A 17,283-nucleotide genomic window follows, 5' to 3' on the forward strand; every position below is an offset into this window, starting at 1 on the left:
TAGGGACTTCCAGTTAAAAAAATATCCCATCGTAGGGGCATAAGACTTTGTGCCCCTACAAATGTACAAATTAATTTTGGATAATTTATTTTTTGTCAGTCCCTTACACATCCGAGCGATGTCTAACGACAAGTCCTTCTCTACGAGAGGCTGCGCCAACAGGTTCGGGGGTGACGCTTCTTCATCTCATGCTCAAGGATCGCATATAGCCAAGAGTCTCGCCATTCTCCCTTAATCCAATGGTGTTCTCGCAAATATCCTTTCTGTTGCATTCCAATTTTTTGCATAACTCGTGCTGAGGCAATGTTTTCTGGGTGAAAAGTCGCAAAAATGCAATGTAAGCCTAACTCCTGAAAACCAAATGATATAACTGCTTTTACACCTTCAGTCGCATATCCTTGTCCCCAAAATTCTTTACTAAAAGAGTATCCAATAGAGCCTATTTTGTTGCCAGTATCTAGAGTAGAAATGCGACAGATACCAATTAATTGCTTTTGGGCTTTTAAAGTCACTGCCAAGGCAAAATGCTGACGGGGTTCTTCGCCTTGCAATGAAATCTCTCTTTGCAAAAAATTCTTGGTATCTTCTTTGCTATTAGGGCCAAAGGTCAAATAACGCACAACTTCATGATCGCTGGCGTATTTATGAACTGCTTGCCAATCTGATTCCACAAAGTCTCGCAGTATCAGACGTTGGGTTTCTAGCGGTATCATTTGGGAAATTCTGCACGTAACTGATTGACTACCTGATCTAGTCCCACGGAATGGGCGGCTTTGAACAATAAACGATCGCCTGCTTGCACAAATGTCTTCAATCTAGCCACCAAATCAGCATGAGTTGCAAAGCACTCTGATGGGATACCTTCGGCACTAAGGGCGATCGCTTCGGCATCTTGTCCATCTACCAAAACCAACAAGCCGTCTAGATTCAATTTTCGCACTGTTTCTCCCACTCGCTGGTGCAACTGCTGCGATCGCTCTCCCAATTCTTTCATTGCACCCAATACGGCAATCTTTCGCTTTCCGGGTGTGTCTACCAATAATTGCAAGGCTGCTATCATAGCTTCTGGTGCAGCATTATAAGTTTCATCTAAGATTACCACATCGTTGGGTAAGGCAAACTGCTGCGATCGCCCTGTGGGCATATCCACCACCACACCTGCTTTCAGGCTTGCCCAATCGATCCCCAACACTTTTGCCACCGCTAAAGCTGCCAAAAAATTAGTCGCATTGTGACGCCCAGGCAACGGCAGAGGTAGTTGAATTCCTGAGACTTCCACAGTTTGGTGATCAATTAACTGCCCTTGGATATCCCCACCAGAAAAGCCGTAAGTCAAAACTTGTCCGTGCCAAACTTTCGCCGCTGTGGCCATTAATAGGGGATTGTCGTGGTTGAGAATTGCCACACTATCAGCAGACATTTCGGCTAATAATTCACATTTTGCCTGAGCGATCGCTTCTTCGGAACCCAGTAACTCAATATGCGCTGTCCCAACATTGGTAATCACTCCAATTGTTGGATGCGCTATTTGCGTCAGTTCAGCAATTTGTCCCCTACCGCGCATCGCCATTTCGATCACGGCGTAGTCATCTTCTGTGCCAAGTTCTAGGAGAGTTTTTGGAACACCGATTTCGTTGTTGTAATTTTCATAAGTTTTGTGAACTCGTCCCTTTGTTCCTAAAACTGCGGCGATCAGTTCCTTGGTTGTAGTTTTGCCCACGGAACCTGTTACGCCAATCACTGGAATGTTGAAGTGATCGCGCCACCATCTGCCAATTTTCTGATATGCCTTGAGGGTGTCTTTGACCTGTAATATAGGAAAGCCAGGATTTTCGTATTCAAAATCTACAATTGCAGCTATTGCACCTTTTGCGATCGCAGTTGGCACAAATTCATGTCCATCAAACTTATCGCCTCGCAAAGCTAAAAATACTTCACTCGGTTTCAGGGTACGGCTATCTGTTTGTATACCGCTACCTACTTGTGTTAAAGCAGTTTCAGATAAGTTTATCGGACTGGCCAAAAGAACTTCAACCAGTTGGGTTAGGGTGGCAGAACAATGCATAAGTAATTTACAATTTAAAGTTCAAAATTATAAAATCGAATTATGACATAATACTGCATTAAACAACAAGATTTGCGACTTCAAGGGAAAAGCCGCGAATCTAAGCCTAATGAAAAAGATGAGGAAAGGGAACCCCATATTTAAAAATACTTGTTTTGTAACGTGTGGGGAAAAGTGATTTCTTTGTTCTTGCTTTACCTTTTTTACCCTCTTTGGTCACAATAACACCAAAAATAGTGCCAAAGAAGCTTAACTCCTTTGGCACACTTTGTTTATCAGCTATTTATATAGTTTAATTAAGCATATGTTTTATCGTCCTATCCCCGGTTTTTAATCAAGATTACTTGCACAATTTTGATTGCTATCTCACTAGAAACACCTAAAGCTTGATATAGATCATTTAAGAAGTATTTTTCTTCTTCAGCGACAATACCTTCAGCTAAGACTAAATCGGTGGCTACTGCAAAGGCTGCTTCCCGCAAGTCTTGAGATAGAGAATTTTTTGCTGCATCAAATAAAGTATTAAAATCATCACCCTGGAGAATGCCCAAGATTTTGTCAAACAGCCTGTTCATCATCTCATGGGGATAACTTTTAAAAAGTTTCGTCCGGGACAGCACAGAAGTGATAGAATTTGCTTGCTCAACAGAAAGGTAACCGTCTGAGGCTGTTGCCACCAAGATAATGACAGCAAAAGCTTCTTCTGGATTGAGTGCTGCTTGGGTTTGGCTTTCTGTACCCAACACGGCGTCGAATAGACCCATTGTAGTAGCTCCTTGGTTAGAGTCCCAATAGCGCTACAGTTACCTGTGTGTTTGGTGGGTTTCCAGGTAAGACTGCAACGCTGTGAGACTTTCATGCTTTAGTGTTCCCAAGATTTATTCACGGCGAACACCTGCACCCAATGGTTTTTGGCAAGAACTACAGTGCCATCTGTAAACTTAAGGTTCTCCTGTCTTTTCTATTATTTCAATTACCGCCAAACCTATACCAGAAGCTGCTATTAACAGTACTACTGATATCAAATAGGCATTGATCAGCATCCGTAAGGCTTCATCGAAAAAAATGTAGGTGGTCATTGCTTCACCTTTTGAACTTTGTGCTGCTAGTACTTTTTATTTCTCCACACCCCGATAGGTGAATTTCGCTGAGAAACTGCTGGCAATTGCATCTTAACAAAACTTTAGCTCTTTCTGAACCAACTCAAACTTTTCTTTCTGAAGATTCGATGAAGTTTACAAAAAAGGGCAGAGGGGCGAAGGGGCAGAGAAGAAAGACTTACTGCAATTTCCCTTCTGCTCCTTTGGTCAAGAAACCTTTGCGTAGATCATTTCTGTAAACTTTTGTCCGGCAATCAGGTAAACAAGGAAAGCTTAAAGTAAACAGCGTTCAATCGTCGCTACAACTGATTGAGAAAGAGTTTCAAAGTCGTAGCCACCTTCTAAGCCAAACAGAATTATACGAGTTAACCCTAGACAATAATCAGTAAATAAAGCGTAGTCTTCTGGCTGCAAATTGATACTTGCCAAAGGATCTGCGGCATTGCCATCGTAACCAGCACTTACAATCAGTAAATCCGCCTGAAAGTTAGCTAAAAACGGTACAACCTGTGTTTCAAATAGTGGCTGATATACTGCAATATCACTACCAGGGCGGACTGGTAAATTTAAGACATTATTATGAAAGCCGCGTTCTGTCGATCTTCCAGTACCGGGATAGCATGGGTACTGATGTAGGGAACAGTAGGCGATGCGTGCTTCAGTTTCGACGATCGCCTGAGTACCATTACCGTGATGCACATCCCAATCGAGGATGGCGACGCGGTTAATTCCAGGTTGTTCTAGGGCAAATAAAGCTGCGATCGCTGCATTAGAAAATAGGCAAAAGCCCATTCCTGCATCACTTTCTGCATGGTGTCCTGGGGGACGTGCTAGTACAAAAGCCGGATTAGCCGACTCTAACACCGCCTCAACTCCATCCAACCAGGCACTGACTGCCAACAATGCCACATCATAACTGCGAGGGGAAACTGGCGTATCTCCATCCAAAGGGCCGCCGCCACTAGAGGCGATTTGCCAAAGTTTTTTGATATAAGCTGGGCTATGAGCTTTAACCAACGAAGACATCAGTGATGGCTGTTCTGATGCTGGTGTGGGCGATCGCCACATGATTTTATCTGCAAAGGTAGCTGCTTTTAGGGCAGTGGCGATCGCACTTAAACGTTCTGGCCTTTCGGGATGGTATTTTCCAGTCTTGTGATCTAAAAATTCGTCGGAATAGATGACTGGCAGCATAAGACGAAAAAGGTTGGCAGCAGGGCAATGAATGCTATTGTATCTTCACTGGTACAAACAGTTTTTCCTTGTACTAGTACAGCACGGCGTAAATAAGCAGACCATTGAAAAGCCCTAAAGAGCTTATTCCATAATACTTTTGACTTTTACTTCGGCTACGCTCAGTACAAGTGACTTTTGACTTTTGACTTCCGCCTTGCGGTACTAGAGCATTGGTCGTTTACTTTCGAGGATTTCTGTTGCAATTTTTGCAGAAAGCGGCCGGTAGAGTAAAAAGCCCTGTACCTCTTCACAGTTGATAGATTTCAAGAACTCCAGTTCCTCTTCTTTTTCTACCCCTTCGGCTGTCAACTTCAATCCCAAGCTGTGTCCCAAGCTAACTATAGCCTTGATAATATGAGCTACTTTGACATCCTGTGTCAAATCTTGAATAAAAGATTTATCTATTTTCAGATTGTGGAGTGGCAAAAGCTGTAGGCGCGAGAGCGAGGAATGACCTGTACCAAAGTCATCTATAGAGATGTAAATACCCATCTGCTGTAGATTTTGTAATACCTTTCTGGTAAAATTTAAATTTTCAATAGCTGTAGTTTCGGTAATTTCTAATTCTAAAAAGCGCGGCTCCAGCCCCGTTTGTTCTAAAACCTCGGCTATAATTTCCACCAATTTGGGTTGGTGGAACTGCTTAAGAGAAAGATTGACAGCGATCATGATGGGTGGTAATCCTGCATCTTGCCAGGTTTTATTTTGGCTACAGGCTGTCCGCAGCACCCATTCACCAATGGGGACAATTAATCCACTTTCTTCGGCGAGGGGAATAAAGACACTGGGTGCAACCAAGCCCATCTCTGGGTGCTGCCAACGCAACAGAGCCTCCATACCAGTAATTTCTTCTGTGATAATGTTCACACGAGGCTGATAGTATACCGTAAATTCATTGCGTTCTAAGGCATAGCGCAAGCTCTTTTCTAAAGTCAGGAGTTCAGGATTTTTAGCGCTCAGGGAAACACTGTAAAATTGGTAGTTATTCCGCCCTTTGTCCTTGGCGTAGTATAAAGCGGCATCCGCGTGCTGGATTAGTGTTTCGGCGTCAGGACTGTTGTCATCAAGCAACGCAATACCGAGGCTAGCAGTCACGTAAAGTTCATGCCCTTGAAGATGGAAAGCATCCTCTAAGGCTTGTAAGATTCTCTGCGCCACCTGGTTTACCTCTTCAATATCATTGACTCGGGGGAGTAAGATAGTGAACTCATCACCTCCCCAACGGGCTATGGTGTCTCCGCCTCTGAGTAGGTCTTTTAATCTTTGAGTGACACTTTGTAACAATTGGTCTCCCAAAGTGTGCCCTAAAGTATCATTAATGACCTTGAAGCGATCCAGGTCGAGGAAGATCACAGCTAAACTTTCGCCATTCCGAGTGGCGTTTGGCAGAGTTTTACTGAGCAGCTCATTAAATAGTAGGCGATTAGGCAACCCTGTCAGCAGGTCATGAAGGGCTTGATAGCGAATCTTTTCTTCTACTTGCTGACGCTGCTGCGTACTAATGATACTGGCGGCCATCGTCAAAAGGGTAGATTCTTCATGCCTTGACCAATGCCGCTCAAAGGTGCAGTCTGCCAAGCCAAGGTAACCCCATAATTCGTTCTCCAACCGGAGAGGCACCAGGATAAGCGATTGAATGCCATCTCTAATCAGGAATTCTTGTTCGGCGACAGGAAATTTTTGGGTGAGTCCGCTAATTAACTCGCCGCGAGAGAGAACAGTATGCCAACGGGCTAATCCAGAAGCTTGATAAGGCTGATTCTGCCAATGGTGGTGGGTAGGTTCAATAAAGGAGTGCGTCCATTCAAACCGTAGGCTGACTGCTATTTCCCCTGTAGCAGGATGGGGATGGTTCTGAAAGAGATAGGCACGATCTGCCTTGGCAGCTTCACCCAATACAGCTAGAGCTCGATCAATACCAGTTTCGGAATTCATTTCCCCTAGCAAATAATTAGCGGCTTCTGCGACTGCCTGTAGCAAGCGATCGCGCTGGCGCAGTTCGGCTGTGGCTTGCTTTTGCTCTGTAATATCCCTAACAATAAAAGTTCTAATTAAATCACTTTCAGGAAGGTAGAGAACGGATTGTTCAAAAACTTCTGCACCTACTTCCACCTCCCGCACAAAAGAATTTTTTTCTAGATTGTTAACTGCACCCAAGAGTCCTGTTAAAATAGGGTGTTGTGTCCCAACTTCTCTAAGTTTGGGAAACTTGAGAGCTGCGGCTGGATTGAGATAAGTCACTGTTCCCTCAAAATCCATCTCAATAATTGGATTGGGGATGAGTTCAGGGAAGGATGCTAGGCGAGCTAGGGCGGACTCACTAGCTGCTTCAAAGGTGGGATCGATAGCTAGGGTTTGAAAAGGATTGGCAGGACTGGCTTGCTGTGATAGGAAACCAGATAAGTCTTCAACATCACAAGATTCAGAAAATGCTTGTTCTGAGAGGTTGGAAATAGCATAATATTTTGCTTGAGCTTGATTACCGCCAAAGGCAATGACATCTCCGCTTCTGAGATTATGAGAGAAGCATTTAGTGCCATTTACAAATAAGCCATTAGTACTTCCTTTCCCCTTGTAGTTGCCATCAATAATCTGGAAGCCGTATTGGTCAGTCTGTGGAACAGTTACTCGCAATAAAATTGCATGTTGCATTGATACTGACCGGGAAGCCAAGACAATAGTGTTTGCGGGATGCCGCCCTAAAGAATAAGTAGTCTCTTGCAAAACGACAGTTCGCTGCCCTTGCAGGTCTTGGATGACCAACATATGGCGTATTTTTTCCCGCTCATTTCCTAGCATGGCTATTCCTCAAATTCTCATATCTTTATGTCTTAGTCTAAAAAATACTACTGCCAGAAGTTCCAATCCACTTAGGTTAAGGCTTGATCTTCCCTAATCCTCCTTAAAAAGAAGGGAATTAAATCCCCCTTTTTAAGGGAAGCCACTTGCTCCACTTGGGGGGATCTTCCGGGGCAAAATATCACTAACACCAAGCGTATTGCCATAGATTTAAGACTTTCAGGCTGAACTTATGGAAAATTCGCTCAATTAAAGTTGTCACTGTTTGTGATCCCAAAATTGGTATGAGGGTGCAAACCAGCCCTTCTCTTCATGATTGACCTTCTGGAATGAGATGGCTAATTGTTCAATCAGTTTTTGCAGTAGAAGTTCTAGCTGTTTTCTCCATTCATACATAAGTTATAAACTTTGTCCCTTTGTCTATATCATCCAACCTTGTCTTCCTTAGGATACCCAGAATAAAATCAAATACTGAATAGAACACATGGTATATTTGCGGATTTTTATTCTGAGTAGTGGGGAAACTCCAAATTATATAAATAACTATCTGATTTTGATTTTTTAATCACTTAAATAAATAAGTAAGCATAATTAAACATACAATAAAATCCTAGTTCGTAGTGAGCAATTTCTCGCTCATAGCAACGTTTATCAGGACTAAAGTCCTTACCCAACGGGAAAGTTGTCGTTCATCAGGAAAACCCCTAGACGCTCTCTTAGAGACGCTACGCGAACGCAGACTCGCTCTAAGCGTTCGCGTAGCGTCTCTAAGAGTTGCCATACCGCAGGCTTTACGCTGCGCTATGCGCGGCATCGTCTCACGCCACTTGACTTTTGACTTTTGACTTTTGACTTTTGACTTCCCCGTTCGCGTAGCGTCTCGAAGAGAAGGGGCTGACGCCAGTCCGCTCAAGTCGCCAGACCCGCCCACACGGCTGGCTCCTCTACTTGGGAAAACTCCTCTCTCTGAGCGAGTGGCTCCCCTTCTCACATTGCCAGAGGCTAGCGCCTGCCGTAGGATGCCCGAACGCAAGAGCGTCTCCTGTCTTGACAAGGGCTGTAGGGAGAAGACCGCGCTAACTTACTACAAACTTTAATTTATTTAGGCCTAGCTATTTAGTACTGCTTCACAGAATTTTGTGAAATAGATAAGAGCAAGGCAGGAATTAAATTAATTGCACGCATCCCACTTGGTAAAAAATATCTGACAATTAGAAATCGCACGCCAGTTGCTTCAATGGCGTCAACTCTTGTTGGCGCAGCCTATGGTAGCGAAAGGAAGGACAATGAACCCCTAAATTTTAAAAAGGATTATAAAGTAAACTAAAATACAGACCGTTATCTTGTAATGTTCTCTCATTTGAGTCAACAGATACTAAAGGAATGCCCCAGTCAAGACGAACGGTGAAGCGATCGCCCTGTGACCAACGCAACCCCAGACCAACAGCAGCTAAAGTATTATGGTCGGGATTTTCTCTACCAGAACTATTCCAGCCAATACCAAAATCTATAAACGGGACAACCTGTAACGTGCTATCTATCTGGCGTAAGCGCAGAATCGGTACTTGAACTTCAGCAGAAACAAAAGTGCCATTATCTGTCAGCAGGTAATCTTGACGGTAGCCTCGAATACTATCTTGCCCACCTAAGCCAAATTGCTCTAAAGGCAAAAGTGTTCTGGATGCGAGTTGCGTATTTAAACGAAGTAACAGTAAGGTTTCAGGAGCTAAAAGGCGTACCCACTGCGCTTGCCCTTGCCAAGCAAAAAAACGGCTATCGGGAGCATCTTGGTTAATTGTGGCATTCAACACATTTATACCCAAGCTAAATTGAGAGCGGAGGGCGATGACTTCACGGCTATTACGACTCGTCCATTCTTGAAAAAATCGCAACGCAGATACCTTGGTGCGTCCCTGTTCATCCGCTCCAGGCGAAAGTACAGAACCGGGAAACCCATTTCTCTGTAGCAAGGACGAAATATCACTTTCCCGTCGAGACGCCGTTAATCCAAGGACGAATTCTTGTGTGGGAGTTTGAACTATTGGCTGGCGGAATGTCAGTTCGTAATAGGGAGAAGTTGATTCGATATCTAAAAAGTCGAAAGGAGGTTCAATGACATGACTCGATGTAGTGCCATAGTTGAAAGTGAGGGTTCCGTTCTTGGGATTGAGTGGTAATGTATAGTTGGCGTCAAAGGAGTTGCTACCATCGGTATTAGTGTAAGCTATACCCAGAGAATCTCCAAGTCCCAATAAGTTGGCTTCGTTCAATTGTAATCGGCGGCGGAAACTACCAACGCTAGGCGATCGCCCATTATCAAGAACTATTTGGCTACTAAGGGTTTTTGCCTCGCTGATCTTGACTTCTAAGAGACTCGTACCAGCCCGCGATCCTGTTGAGAGTTCAGCAGACACCTTTTGAATCAAAGGATTAAGTTGCAAAAGTTGTAGCGCCTCTAGTAGACGCTGGCGATTAAGAGGTGGTGATGTCGCTATTGCTAGTCGGCTGCGGACATAATTCGGATTCAACCGCCGAGTCCCAGTTACCTGGATATCTTCTAATTTACCTTCGACCACCTGAATTTTGACAATATGGGATTTGAGTACTTCTAATTTACCTCCAACCACCTGAATTTTTACAACACGGGATTGGAGTGTTTGGGGTGGAATATACGCACCAGAAGTAATGTAACCATTGTTGACGTATAGATCATTGATTTTAGAACTGGCTTGAAACAGTTGAACCAGTGAGATCGGTCGTTTGGTAAATTCAGCAGTGGCGAGGGCTAACTCTTCAGGACTGAAGACTGTACTACCAACAACTTCAAACCGTTCAACAACAATAGTTTGAGGAAAGTTGCCAGGGAGTGGTTCCTCAGGTGTGGGAGTTGGGGCAGAGGGGGGAAATAGTTCTGCTGGTGGGGGGAGTGGCTGTGGCAGTTCGGGTGAGGGAAGTGGCGAAGGTGCGGGTGGTTGGACATCCTGTGGTGGTGGAATTCTTTGTGAAAGGATGAAATTACTAGTTGGTAATTGTGTAGTATCAACAGCGTGGGCTTTTAGTGGACTAGAAAATATGCTGCTGAGTAATACAAGCATACTCAGCGGTAAGCAGGACACTATAAGATTCTGAGGATATTTATCAATCATCACACTGGACTATTTTTTGTTAGGAATTATGGGATTATACGGGGAGTGCTTCAGATGTGAATTTTACTTCATGTTTTGCCGCTAAAGTTGATATCTTGGGCAAATCTCAATTTAAAAGCTAAATCATCTGGTTATTGCAGACTTAAAAACATTGATGGTGTTCAAACTGCATAAGCAAGCAGATATGTTGGAATTATCTGTTGCTGCAAGAGAAATAGACCTAGTACAGCACGGCGTGTAAATCCACCTACTATAAGCAGTCCTAAATCATTTGTAAAAAGAAATTAACCGCAGAGGCTAAAGAGACGCAGAGAGAGGAATCGGAGATTTTCACGACTCATTTAGGATTGCTATATCTCAATAGACCTCTTGCAAAAGTCAAAAAATCAGGAATGTCATTCTGAGCAAAACGCAGTGGAGAGAAGAATCTCACTACTCTGTTTCGCTCCGCTCCGCTCAACATGACAATTTAAATTTATGTAAGAGGTATAATTAACAAGACTTGGGGCAAAATCCCTTTGTTAAAGGTAGATAAACCGATCCAGGTTACACTTATTACTTCAGAAAATAAGCAAAAAGATTTAGAGCAAAGAAAGTGGTATAATGACATATTAAGCATTATCGAATTTATTCATCCTCTAATCCATTTTGAATATGGTTTGAAGATAAAGCTACATGTCACCTTAACAGGGCTACTCCTTACTCCCGACTCCTTAATCCCCACTTTCTTTGCAGTATAAAAAAAATAAGTATCTAGATTTGACTATAATTACTGAAAACATCCATCTTTTTGCCAGAAGTGAGTGAATCATAATTTAAGTTAGCAACACCCGAACGTTAAATCAGTAAAAAGTTATCAGGCGGATGGTAGGGGATTTAAATCAGTTACCAATTCCCAATGTTCACTGATAACTGTGTGCTGGGGGCTTAAACCCAGCAACAAAACTGATAACTAACTGTTAAAGGGGTTGCGCTGATTGTCGGTCAAGTTGAGAATAAATAGGCGAAGCACACAGGGAAACTAACGTGAGTCAAGAATTTGATTACGATTTAGTAATTATAGGCGCTGGTGTAGGCGGACATGGCGCAGCCTTACACGCCGTAAGTTGTGGTCTGAAAACAGCGATTATTGAAGCTGCTGATATGGGAGGAACCTGTGTTAATCGGGGCTGTATCCCTTCTAAAGCGCTGCTGGCTGCATCTGGACGTGTGCGGGAGTTACGCAATGCCCACCACCTCAAGTCGCTGGGAATTCAAATTGGTAGCGTGGAATTTGATCGCCAAGCGATCGCTAATCATGCTAATAATCTGGTATCAAAAATTCAAGGCGACTTAACCAACAGTCTCAAACGTCTAAAAGTCGATATTATCAGGGGTTGGGGAAAAATCGCTGGGGCGCAAAAAGTCTCTGTTACTGGAGACGGTGGCGAAAAAACGATCACAGCCAAAGACATCATCCTTTCGCCTGGTTCAATTCCTTTTGTGCCTCCAGGGATTGAAGTAGACGGCAAAACTGTCTTTACCAGCGACCAAGGCGTTAAGTTGGAGTCGCTACCAGACTGGGTGGCGATTATTGGTAGTGGTTACATCGGCTTGGAATTTTCTGACATTTACTCAGCTTTGGGTTGTGAAATCACCTTGATTGAAGCCCTAGATCAGCTAATGCCAGGATTTGACCGCGACATTGCCAAACTTGCTGAACGGGTGCTGATTACTCCCCGCGATATTGAAACCAAAGTAGGGATATATGCCAAAAAAATCATCCCAGGTTCACCTGTGGTGATTGAGTTAGCAGATTTCAAAACCAAAGAAGATGTAGATGTCATCGAAGTAGATGCTTGCTTAGTGGCTACAGGACGCATCCCGGCGACACAAAATCTTGGTTTAGAGTCTGTGGGTGTGGAACTTGATCGGCGGAATTTTATCCCAGTTGACGATCGCATGGCAGTGCTATCATCTGGTGAAGTAGTGCCGCATTTGTGGTCAATTGGCGACGCTAACGGGAAGATTATGTTGGCACATGCAGCTTCTGCTCAAGGCATCATCGCGGTGGAAAATATAGTTGGTAGGGAAAGAATAGTAGACTATCGCAGCATCCCCGCAGCGGCGTTTACCCACCCAGAAATCAGCTATGTGGGCTTAACGGAAACCGCAGCTAAGGAGTTGGGACAAACCGAAGGGTTTGAAATCGCCACAAGTAAAAGTTACTTCAAAGGAAATTCCAAAGCGTTGGCTGAAAATGAAGCCGATGGTGTTGCCAAGGTGATATATCGCAAAGACACAGGAGAAGTCTTGGGCGTCCACATTTTCGGACTGCACGCCTCAGACATAATTCACGAAGCGTCAGCCGCGATCGCTAACCGTCAATCTGTCCAAAGTCTCGCACATCTAGTTCACGCTCACCCGTCACTTTCGGAAGTGCTGGACGAAGCTTATAAACGAGCGATCGCTATCTAATAAGTTAGGAGTGAGGAGTTAGGAGTGAGGAGTTAATAACTCATAACTCTGTCAATTTTAGATTTTGCGTCGCACCTTTGGTGCGCTTCCAGCGCAACTTGGATTTTGGTGAAGCAGCGCGTTCTTGGGGGTCTCCCCCATGAGCGACTGCTGAACCCGAAGGGATTTAAGAAAAAATCTAAAATCTAAAATCTAAAATCCAAAATTGAATAACTCATAACTCCTAACTCATAACTCCTAACTCAACACTAATTATGCAAATTCGTCGCCGTTCCCCTAACCCAGCTATTAATGTATCCATATTACGTTATCAGGCTGTCGTGCCTGATGCAGCGCCAAACAACATCTTGGAGGAAATTGTCTGGCAGAAAGAAGTAGAATATGACCAAATGCGGGAAAAGGTTCCTTTGCAGGAATTGCAGAAGCAGGTACTTAGTGCGCCGCCAACCCGTGATTTTGTTGCCGCCTTGCGCCAAGGTAAGACTAAGCCAGCATTGATTGCAGAAGTTAAAAAAGCTTCACCGAGCAAAGGCGTTTTCCGTGAAGATTTTGACCCAGTAGCGATCGCCCTTTCTTATCAGCAAGCCAAAGCAAGTTGTCTTTCTGTGCTAACAGATGTCAAGTTCTTTCAAGGTAGTTTTGAGAACTTAGCCAAGATTCGGGCTGCGGTAGATTTGCCCCTACTGTGCAAAGAGTTTGTCATTTATGCTTACCAAATATACTTAGCGCGGGTTCATGGTGCAGATGCTATTTTGTTGATTGCAGCTATCCTGAGCGATCAAGATTTGAAATACTTTCTCAAAATTGCTAATAACCTGAAAATGGCAGCCTTAATTGAAGTCCATAGTTTGGCAGAACTTGACCGTGTGTTAGCCTTAGATGGGGTATCCTTAGTAGGAATAAATAATCGCAATTTGGAAGATTTCTCTGTTGACCTGCAAACTACTTGCCAAGTTTTAGCTGCAAGGAGTAGCCAATTGCAGGAGAAAAACATCCTTGTTGTCAGCGAATCAGGACTACACAACCCAGATGATTTGAGTTTGGTGCTTACAGCAGGTGCATCAGCTGTACTCATTGGAGAATCATTGGTAAAACAACCAGATCCCGGCGCTGCGATCGCCCATATATTGCCGAAGAATTTCTGAAAAAAACACCTCCCCTGCCCCCTTAGTGCAGGGCAACTAACCACACTGAATTGTTGGGCAATCGGGCACACTATGCGTAGATACGCAGCACTTTGCCATCAAATATCATCAATATCTTTACCAAATCTTCATTGCTAATCAAATTAAAACCATAAGCAAGTAGTTATTTATTATGTAACAATCCATTTACAAGAGATAAATTTTTACTAATACAAAATTCCAAATATGAAATCAAAATTTAACTTCATGGAGCAAATTCCTCTACCTTCACCTATTCACTACGAACTTATACTTCAACTTTTAGAAAGACAAACCATGTTAGCGGTAAATGATAATCCAGATTTACGGCATCAGGTGAATCAGCTAATTATTACTCTCCGCAAAGCTGCCGTCCAACAAAAACGACTAGAAGAAATTTGCGAATTTTCCTCTGTTACTGTTGATCACCGTTGGTCGATCAACCATCATAACGGTAGCAAAGTTGTTGTCCCCGATTGAAGCTGATAACTTAATATTTCAACCTCAAATTTGGTATCTTTGTTAAGTTAGCTTATCACCATCAGAAAGTGTAATACAAATGTGTGCTTCCTTATCTTAGATTTTAATTCCGGATGAGGGAGCATCTATAAACGTCTATAAACAGCTGCAAAGATATTCTTGGTAGGGTGTGCCGCGATGCGTTCAAAATCAGAGCGTCCTTGGCTGAGATAACCGGATTGCGATCGCCAGTTGACTGTTGAACTTCTTAAACTCGCTGATTTAATAACTTTTACTATTTTGAGATTTTGTTGTTGTGAGGGCAGTTCTGGAATTGGTCTTTCTGTGGCGGCGGAGTTGTCGTTGCCAAATTCGCGGTAGACAAAGCTTTCCCTCTCTTGGCGGCAGAGCCGCCAGGGTATGCATTTCCAGCCAGAGACTGGAAACGAGATTTTACGAGGTTTATAGCTTAAGTTAACACTAATGGGCATTGCCATGCCCCTACAAACGTATTTGTATGATTATTAATCTGAAATGGTATAAAGCACCGTCCGAAAGCTTTGGTGCGTTTGGACTAATGTCCATAACGCACGCTACATATACTTAGATTTTTTCACGCAATCAAATCGGGTTGTTATAGCAAATATTGTATGTAACAACCGCTATAACTTCAATTATTTTCATTTTAGTAATGCATCTTGCCAATTTTATATTCATAGAGCAATGTATATTACTTTTTTTAGCTCATTTCATCAAATTATACATAGCTTTTTTACCTAAAGACTAAGTTAGCTTTTTCTAAGCCATACAATAATTAATGCTGTATAAAAAAAATGTAATCTTCACAATAATTTTAGCTCTGAAAAAGTTAATATTGATTTAGAAAAAACTGTATATCAGTTAAAATATTTATGATATTCTCTCTCGAATTGGACGAAAGATGAAATATAACAGCATTGATGAACTATTGAGAAATAATCAGGCTTGGGTTACCGAGAAACTGGCTCTAGACCCAACTTACTTTCAAGAATTATCTAGCGGACAAACACCACCTTTTCTATACATCGGATGTTCTGATAGTCGTCTGGCATTAACAAGATTTACCGGTACAGAGCCGGGAGAGTTATTTGTACATCGTAATATTGCCAATCAAGTTTCTCTAACGGATATTAACTTTTTAGCCGTTTTAGAATACGCGATTTTACATCTTGGGGTGGAACATATTATCGTTTGTGGTCACTACGATTGCGGAGGAATTAAGACGGCTTTAGAAGGGAGAACCATCGGAATTCTTGATAACTGGGTAAATCCGATTCGAGAACTATATTTACAGAAACAACAAGAAATTGATGCCTTGCCAACAAGAGAAGAACGTCTGAATCGTTTGGCGGAGATCAATGTTGTGGCGCAAGTAAAAAATATTTACCAAACTTCCATCATGCGTCAGGTACTCTATGAGCGAAAAGCGCCTATGGTTCATGGCTGGGTACTAGATATAAGCACTGGGTTGATCAAAGATTTGAACGTCTTAACTAAACAATGGCAATTGCACACTTGCCCCTTGCTTCTAGAGTTTAGACTCTACGCCATGTTAAAAAATGATAGTCAATTCGGTATTTAGTGCCACAGAAAGTTATACTTTGGAGACATGATTGCTCGTGTCTTTAGAGTTTTTATTTTAAGTAAAAGAAATAATTACTTTTTCGCTACAGTCTTGTAATAAGCTGTTGCGCTTTTAATTTGCACTAATATTTTTTCAAGATGATTATGGGGTGGGTATCCTGCCCGGCCTGATAATACAAGTTGTATATGTAACAGCTTACCTCCGGCAAACTTTTGAATAAGAATGTAAAATCCACAATTCAGAATGCTCTTTTCTAAATTCTTGTTCAAAACTTTGCAGATATCCAATTTTTAAGTCTTTTTCTAGAGGCAATTTATGAATTGCCTCTGTCAAGGTTGGTACACCCAACCTCCACTTACAAAGAATTATTTCTTCAAAATTATCCACACTGCATGAATAATCCCAGGAATGTAACCAAAAAGCGTCAAAACTATATTAATCCAAAAGTCTACACCAAAACCTACTTGCAAAAAAACTCCCAAAGGCGGTAAGAAAATGGCACACAAAAGACGAACTAAATCCATTTGAACCTCCTATTAATCTCACCAAAGACAGCTTGTCGGTGAAGTGATTCACCACTGCTCAAGTATATTTGTACCTCTCAAAGATAACATTGCCCCTCTCAATCTAGGTCACGGTTGAGATCCGGTAAACCGCACTTAAGATTAGCCACCGCTGATTTTGGCTTTGTAACCTAGTTTGGTTAAAATCTCGACAATTTTCTGCTTGTGTTCGCCCTGAATTTCAATTTCGTTATCTTTAATTGTCCCACCTGTGCCGCACTGGGTTTTCAACTGTTTCACCAAATCTGCCAAGGTTTCTGGTTTGGCTTGAAAACCGCTAATCACCGTGACAGTTTTGCCTTTGCGTCCTTTGCGGGAAGCTTGTACTTTGAGATTTTGTTCTTGTGAGGGCAGTTCTGGAATTGGTCTTTCTGTGGCGGCGGAGTTGTCGTTGCCAAATTCGCGGTAGACAAAGCTTTTGTCAGAAGATTTGGGATTGGAAGAAGACATAAAATGAATGTTTAAGAAAATTTCAAAGGCAGTGGAAACTTCTACGCAACCATTCTGCTGGGATATCAATTTCTAGGCTAACATCACAAATACATTGCAAGGGATTTAAAGGAATTGGGCATGGGGCACTTGTACTGAGCGGCGTCGTTGGCGCAGCCTCTCCAAGAGTTGTATTGGGCATTGAGTATCAACGAAGAATTTAGTTCCTAATCACCATTCCC

General features: G+C 42.7%; 15 protein-coding genes. 4 read left to right on the forward strand and 11 right to left on the reverse strand.

What is annotated here, in order from left to right:
• Nucleotides 1–140 precede the first annotated feature (140 nt).
• The 8 genes from V7K49_RS10345 to V7K49_RS10380 all read right to left on the reverse strand — a co-directional run bounded on the left by V7K49_RS10345 (nt 141) and on the right by V7K49_RS10380 (nt 10,346).
• A complete protein-coding gene (locus V7K49_RS10345) occupies nt 141–713 on the reverse strand; it encodes a GNAT family N-acetyltransferase (RefSeq protein WP_335205471.1) in 573 nt (190 codons plus the stop codon).
• A complete protein-coding gene (locus V7K49_RS10350; protein WP_335205472.1) occupies nt 710–2,065 on the reverse strand; it encodes a UDP-N-acetylmuramoyl-tripeptide--D-alanyl-D-alanine ligase in 1,356 nt (451 codons plus the stop codon). Before V7K49_RS10350 ends, V7K49_RS10345 begins: the two co-directional genes overlap by 4 nt.
• Nucleotides 2,066–2,382: 317 nt before the next feature.
• Nucleotides 2,383–2,829 carry a tellurite resistance TerB family protein gene (locus tag V7K49_RS10355; protein WP_335082865.1) on the reverse strand — a complete coding sequence of 149 codons (447 nt, stop codon included), beginning with the start codon at nt 2,827–2,829 and terminating at the stop codon, nt 2,383–2,385.
• Nucleotides 2,830–3,006: 177 nt separating this feature from the next.
• A complete protein-coding gene (locus tag V7K49_RS10360; RefSeq protein ID WP_334871720.1) occupies nt 3,007–3,144 on the reverse strand; it encodes a hypothetical protein in 138 nt (45 codons plus the stop codon).
• A 294-nt stretch (nt 3,145–3,438) separates the two neighbouring features.
• Nucleotides 3,439–4,359, reverse strand: coding sequence for a histone deacetylase family protein (locus V7K49_RS10365; RefSeq protein WP_335205473.1), 921 nt, complete (start codon nt 4,357–4,359; stop codon nt 3,439–3,441).
• A gap of 204 nt (nt 4,360–4,563) precedes the next feature.
• Entirely contained in the window at nt 4,564–7,200 is a 2,637-nt protein-coding gene (locus V7K49_RS10370) for an EAL domain-containing protein (protein ID WP_334871722.1), read from the reverse strand.
• Between the two features lie 610 nt (nt 7,201–7,810).
• Complete coding sequence (locus tag V7K49_RS10375; protein ID WP_335205474.1) at nt 7,811–8,233, reverse strand: hypothetical protein; 423 nt, start codon at nt 8,231–8,233, stop codon at nt 7,811–7,813.
• A 268-nt stretch (nt 8,234–8,501) separates the two neighbouring features.
• On the reverse strand, nt 8,502–10,346 hold the full coding sequence (locus tag V7K49_RS10380; RefSeq protein WP_335205489.1) for a ShlB/FhaC/HecB family hemolysin secretion/activation protein: 1,845 nt from the start codon (nt 10,344–10,346) through the stop codon (nt 8,502–8,504).
• A 1,026-nt stretch (nt 10,347–11,372) separates the two neighbouring features.
• Between V7K49_RS10380 and lpdA the strand changes: the two genes are divergently transcribed.
• From lpdA to V7K49_RS10395, 3 genes are all read left to right on the forward strand, one after another.
• Nucleotides 11,373–12,803 carry a dihydrolipoyl dehydrogenase gene (gene lpdA, locus V7K49_RS10385; protein ID WP_335205475.1) on the forward strand — a complete coding sequence of 477 codons (1,431 nt, stop codon included), beginning with the start codon at nt 11,373–11,375 and terminating at the stop codon, nt 12,801–12,803.
• Nucleotides 12,804–13,057: 254 nt separating this feature from the next.
• Entirely contained in the window at nt 13,058–13,948 is an 891-nt protein-coding gene (trpC, locus tag V7K49_RS10390; protein ID WP_334871724.1) for an indole-3-glycerol phosphate synthase TrpC, read from the forward strand.
• Between the two features lie 246 nt (nt 13,949–14,194).
• Nucleotides 14,195–14,446: a DUF5340 domain-containing protein gene (locus V7K49_RS10395; protein ID WP_273769510.1), complete on the forward strand. Its 252-nt coding sequence runs from the start codon at nt 14,195–14,197 to the stop codon at nt 14,444–14,446.
• Nucleotides 14,447–14,571: 125 nt separating this feature from the next.
• Here V7K49_RS10395 and V7K49_RS10400 read toward each other — a convergent pair whose 3' ends face one another.
• Nucleotides 14,572–14,916: a hypothetical protein gene (locus V7K49_RS10400; protein ID WP_335205476.1), complete on the reverse strand. Its 345-nt coding sequence runs from the start codon at nt 14,914–14,916 to the stop codon at nt 14,572–14,574.
• A gap of 449 nt (nt 14,917–15,365) precedes the next feature.
• On the opposite strand from V7K49_RS10400, the gene V7K49_RS10405 reads away from it, so the two are divergent.
• Complete coding sequence (locus V7K49_RS10405; protein ID WP_335205477.1) at nt 15,366–16,046, forward strand: carbonic anhydrase; 681 nt, start codon at nt 15,366–15,368, stop codon at nt 16,044–16,046.
• A gap of 368 nt (nt 16,047–16,414) precedes the next feature.
• Here the strand turns inward: V7K49_RS10405 and V7K49_RS10410 are convergent, their stop codons facing one another.
• Both V7K49_RS10410 and V7K49_RS10415 read right to left on the reverse strand, forming a co-directional pair.
• Nucleotides 16,415–16,573, reverse strand: a complete 159-nt coding sequence (locus V7K49_RS10410) for a YqaE/Pmp3 family membrane protein (protein ID WP_334871726.1) — start codon at nt 16,571–16,573, stop codon at nt 16,415–16,417.
• 141 nt (nt 16,574–16,714) lie between these two features.
• A complete protein-coding gene (locus V7K49_RS10415) occupies nt 16,715–17,062 on the reverse strand; it encodes a translation initiation factor (protein ID WP_335071799.1) in 348 nt (115 codons plus the stop codon).
• Nucleotides 17,063–17,283 lie beyond the last annotated feature (221 nt).

This window comes from Nostoc sp. (assembly GCF_036919675.1).
GTDB lineage: Bacteria > Cyanobacteriota > Cyanobacteriia > Cyanobacteriales > Nostocaceae > Nostoc.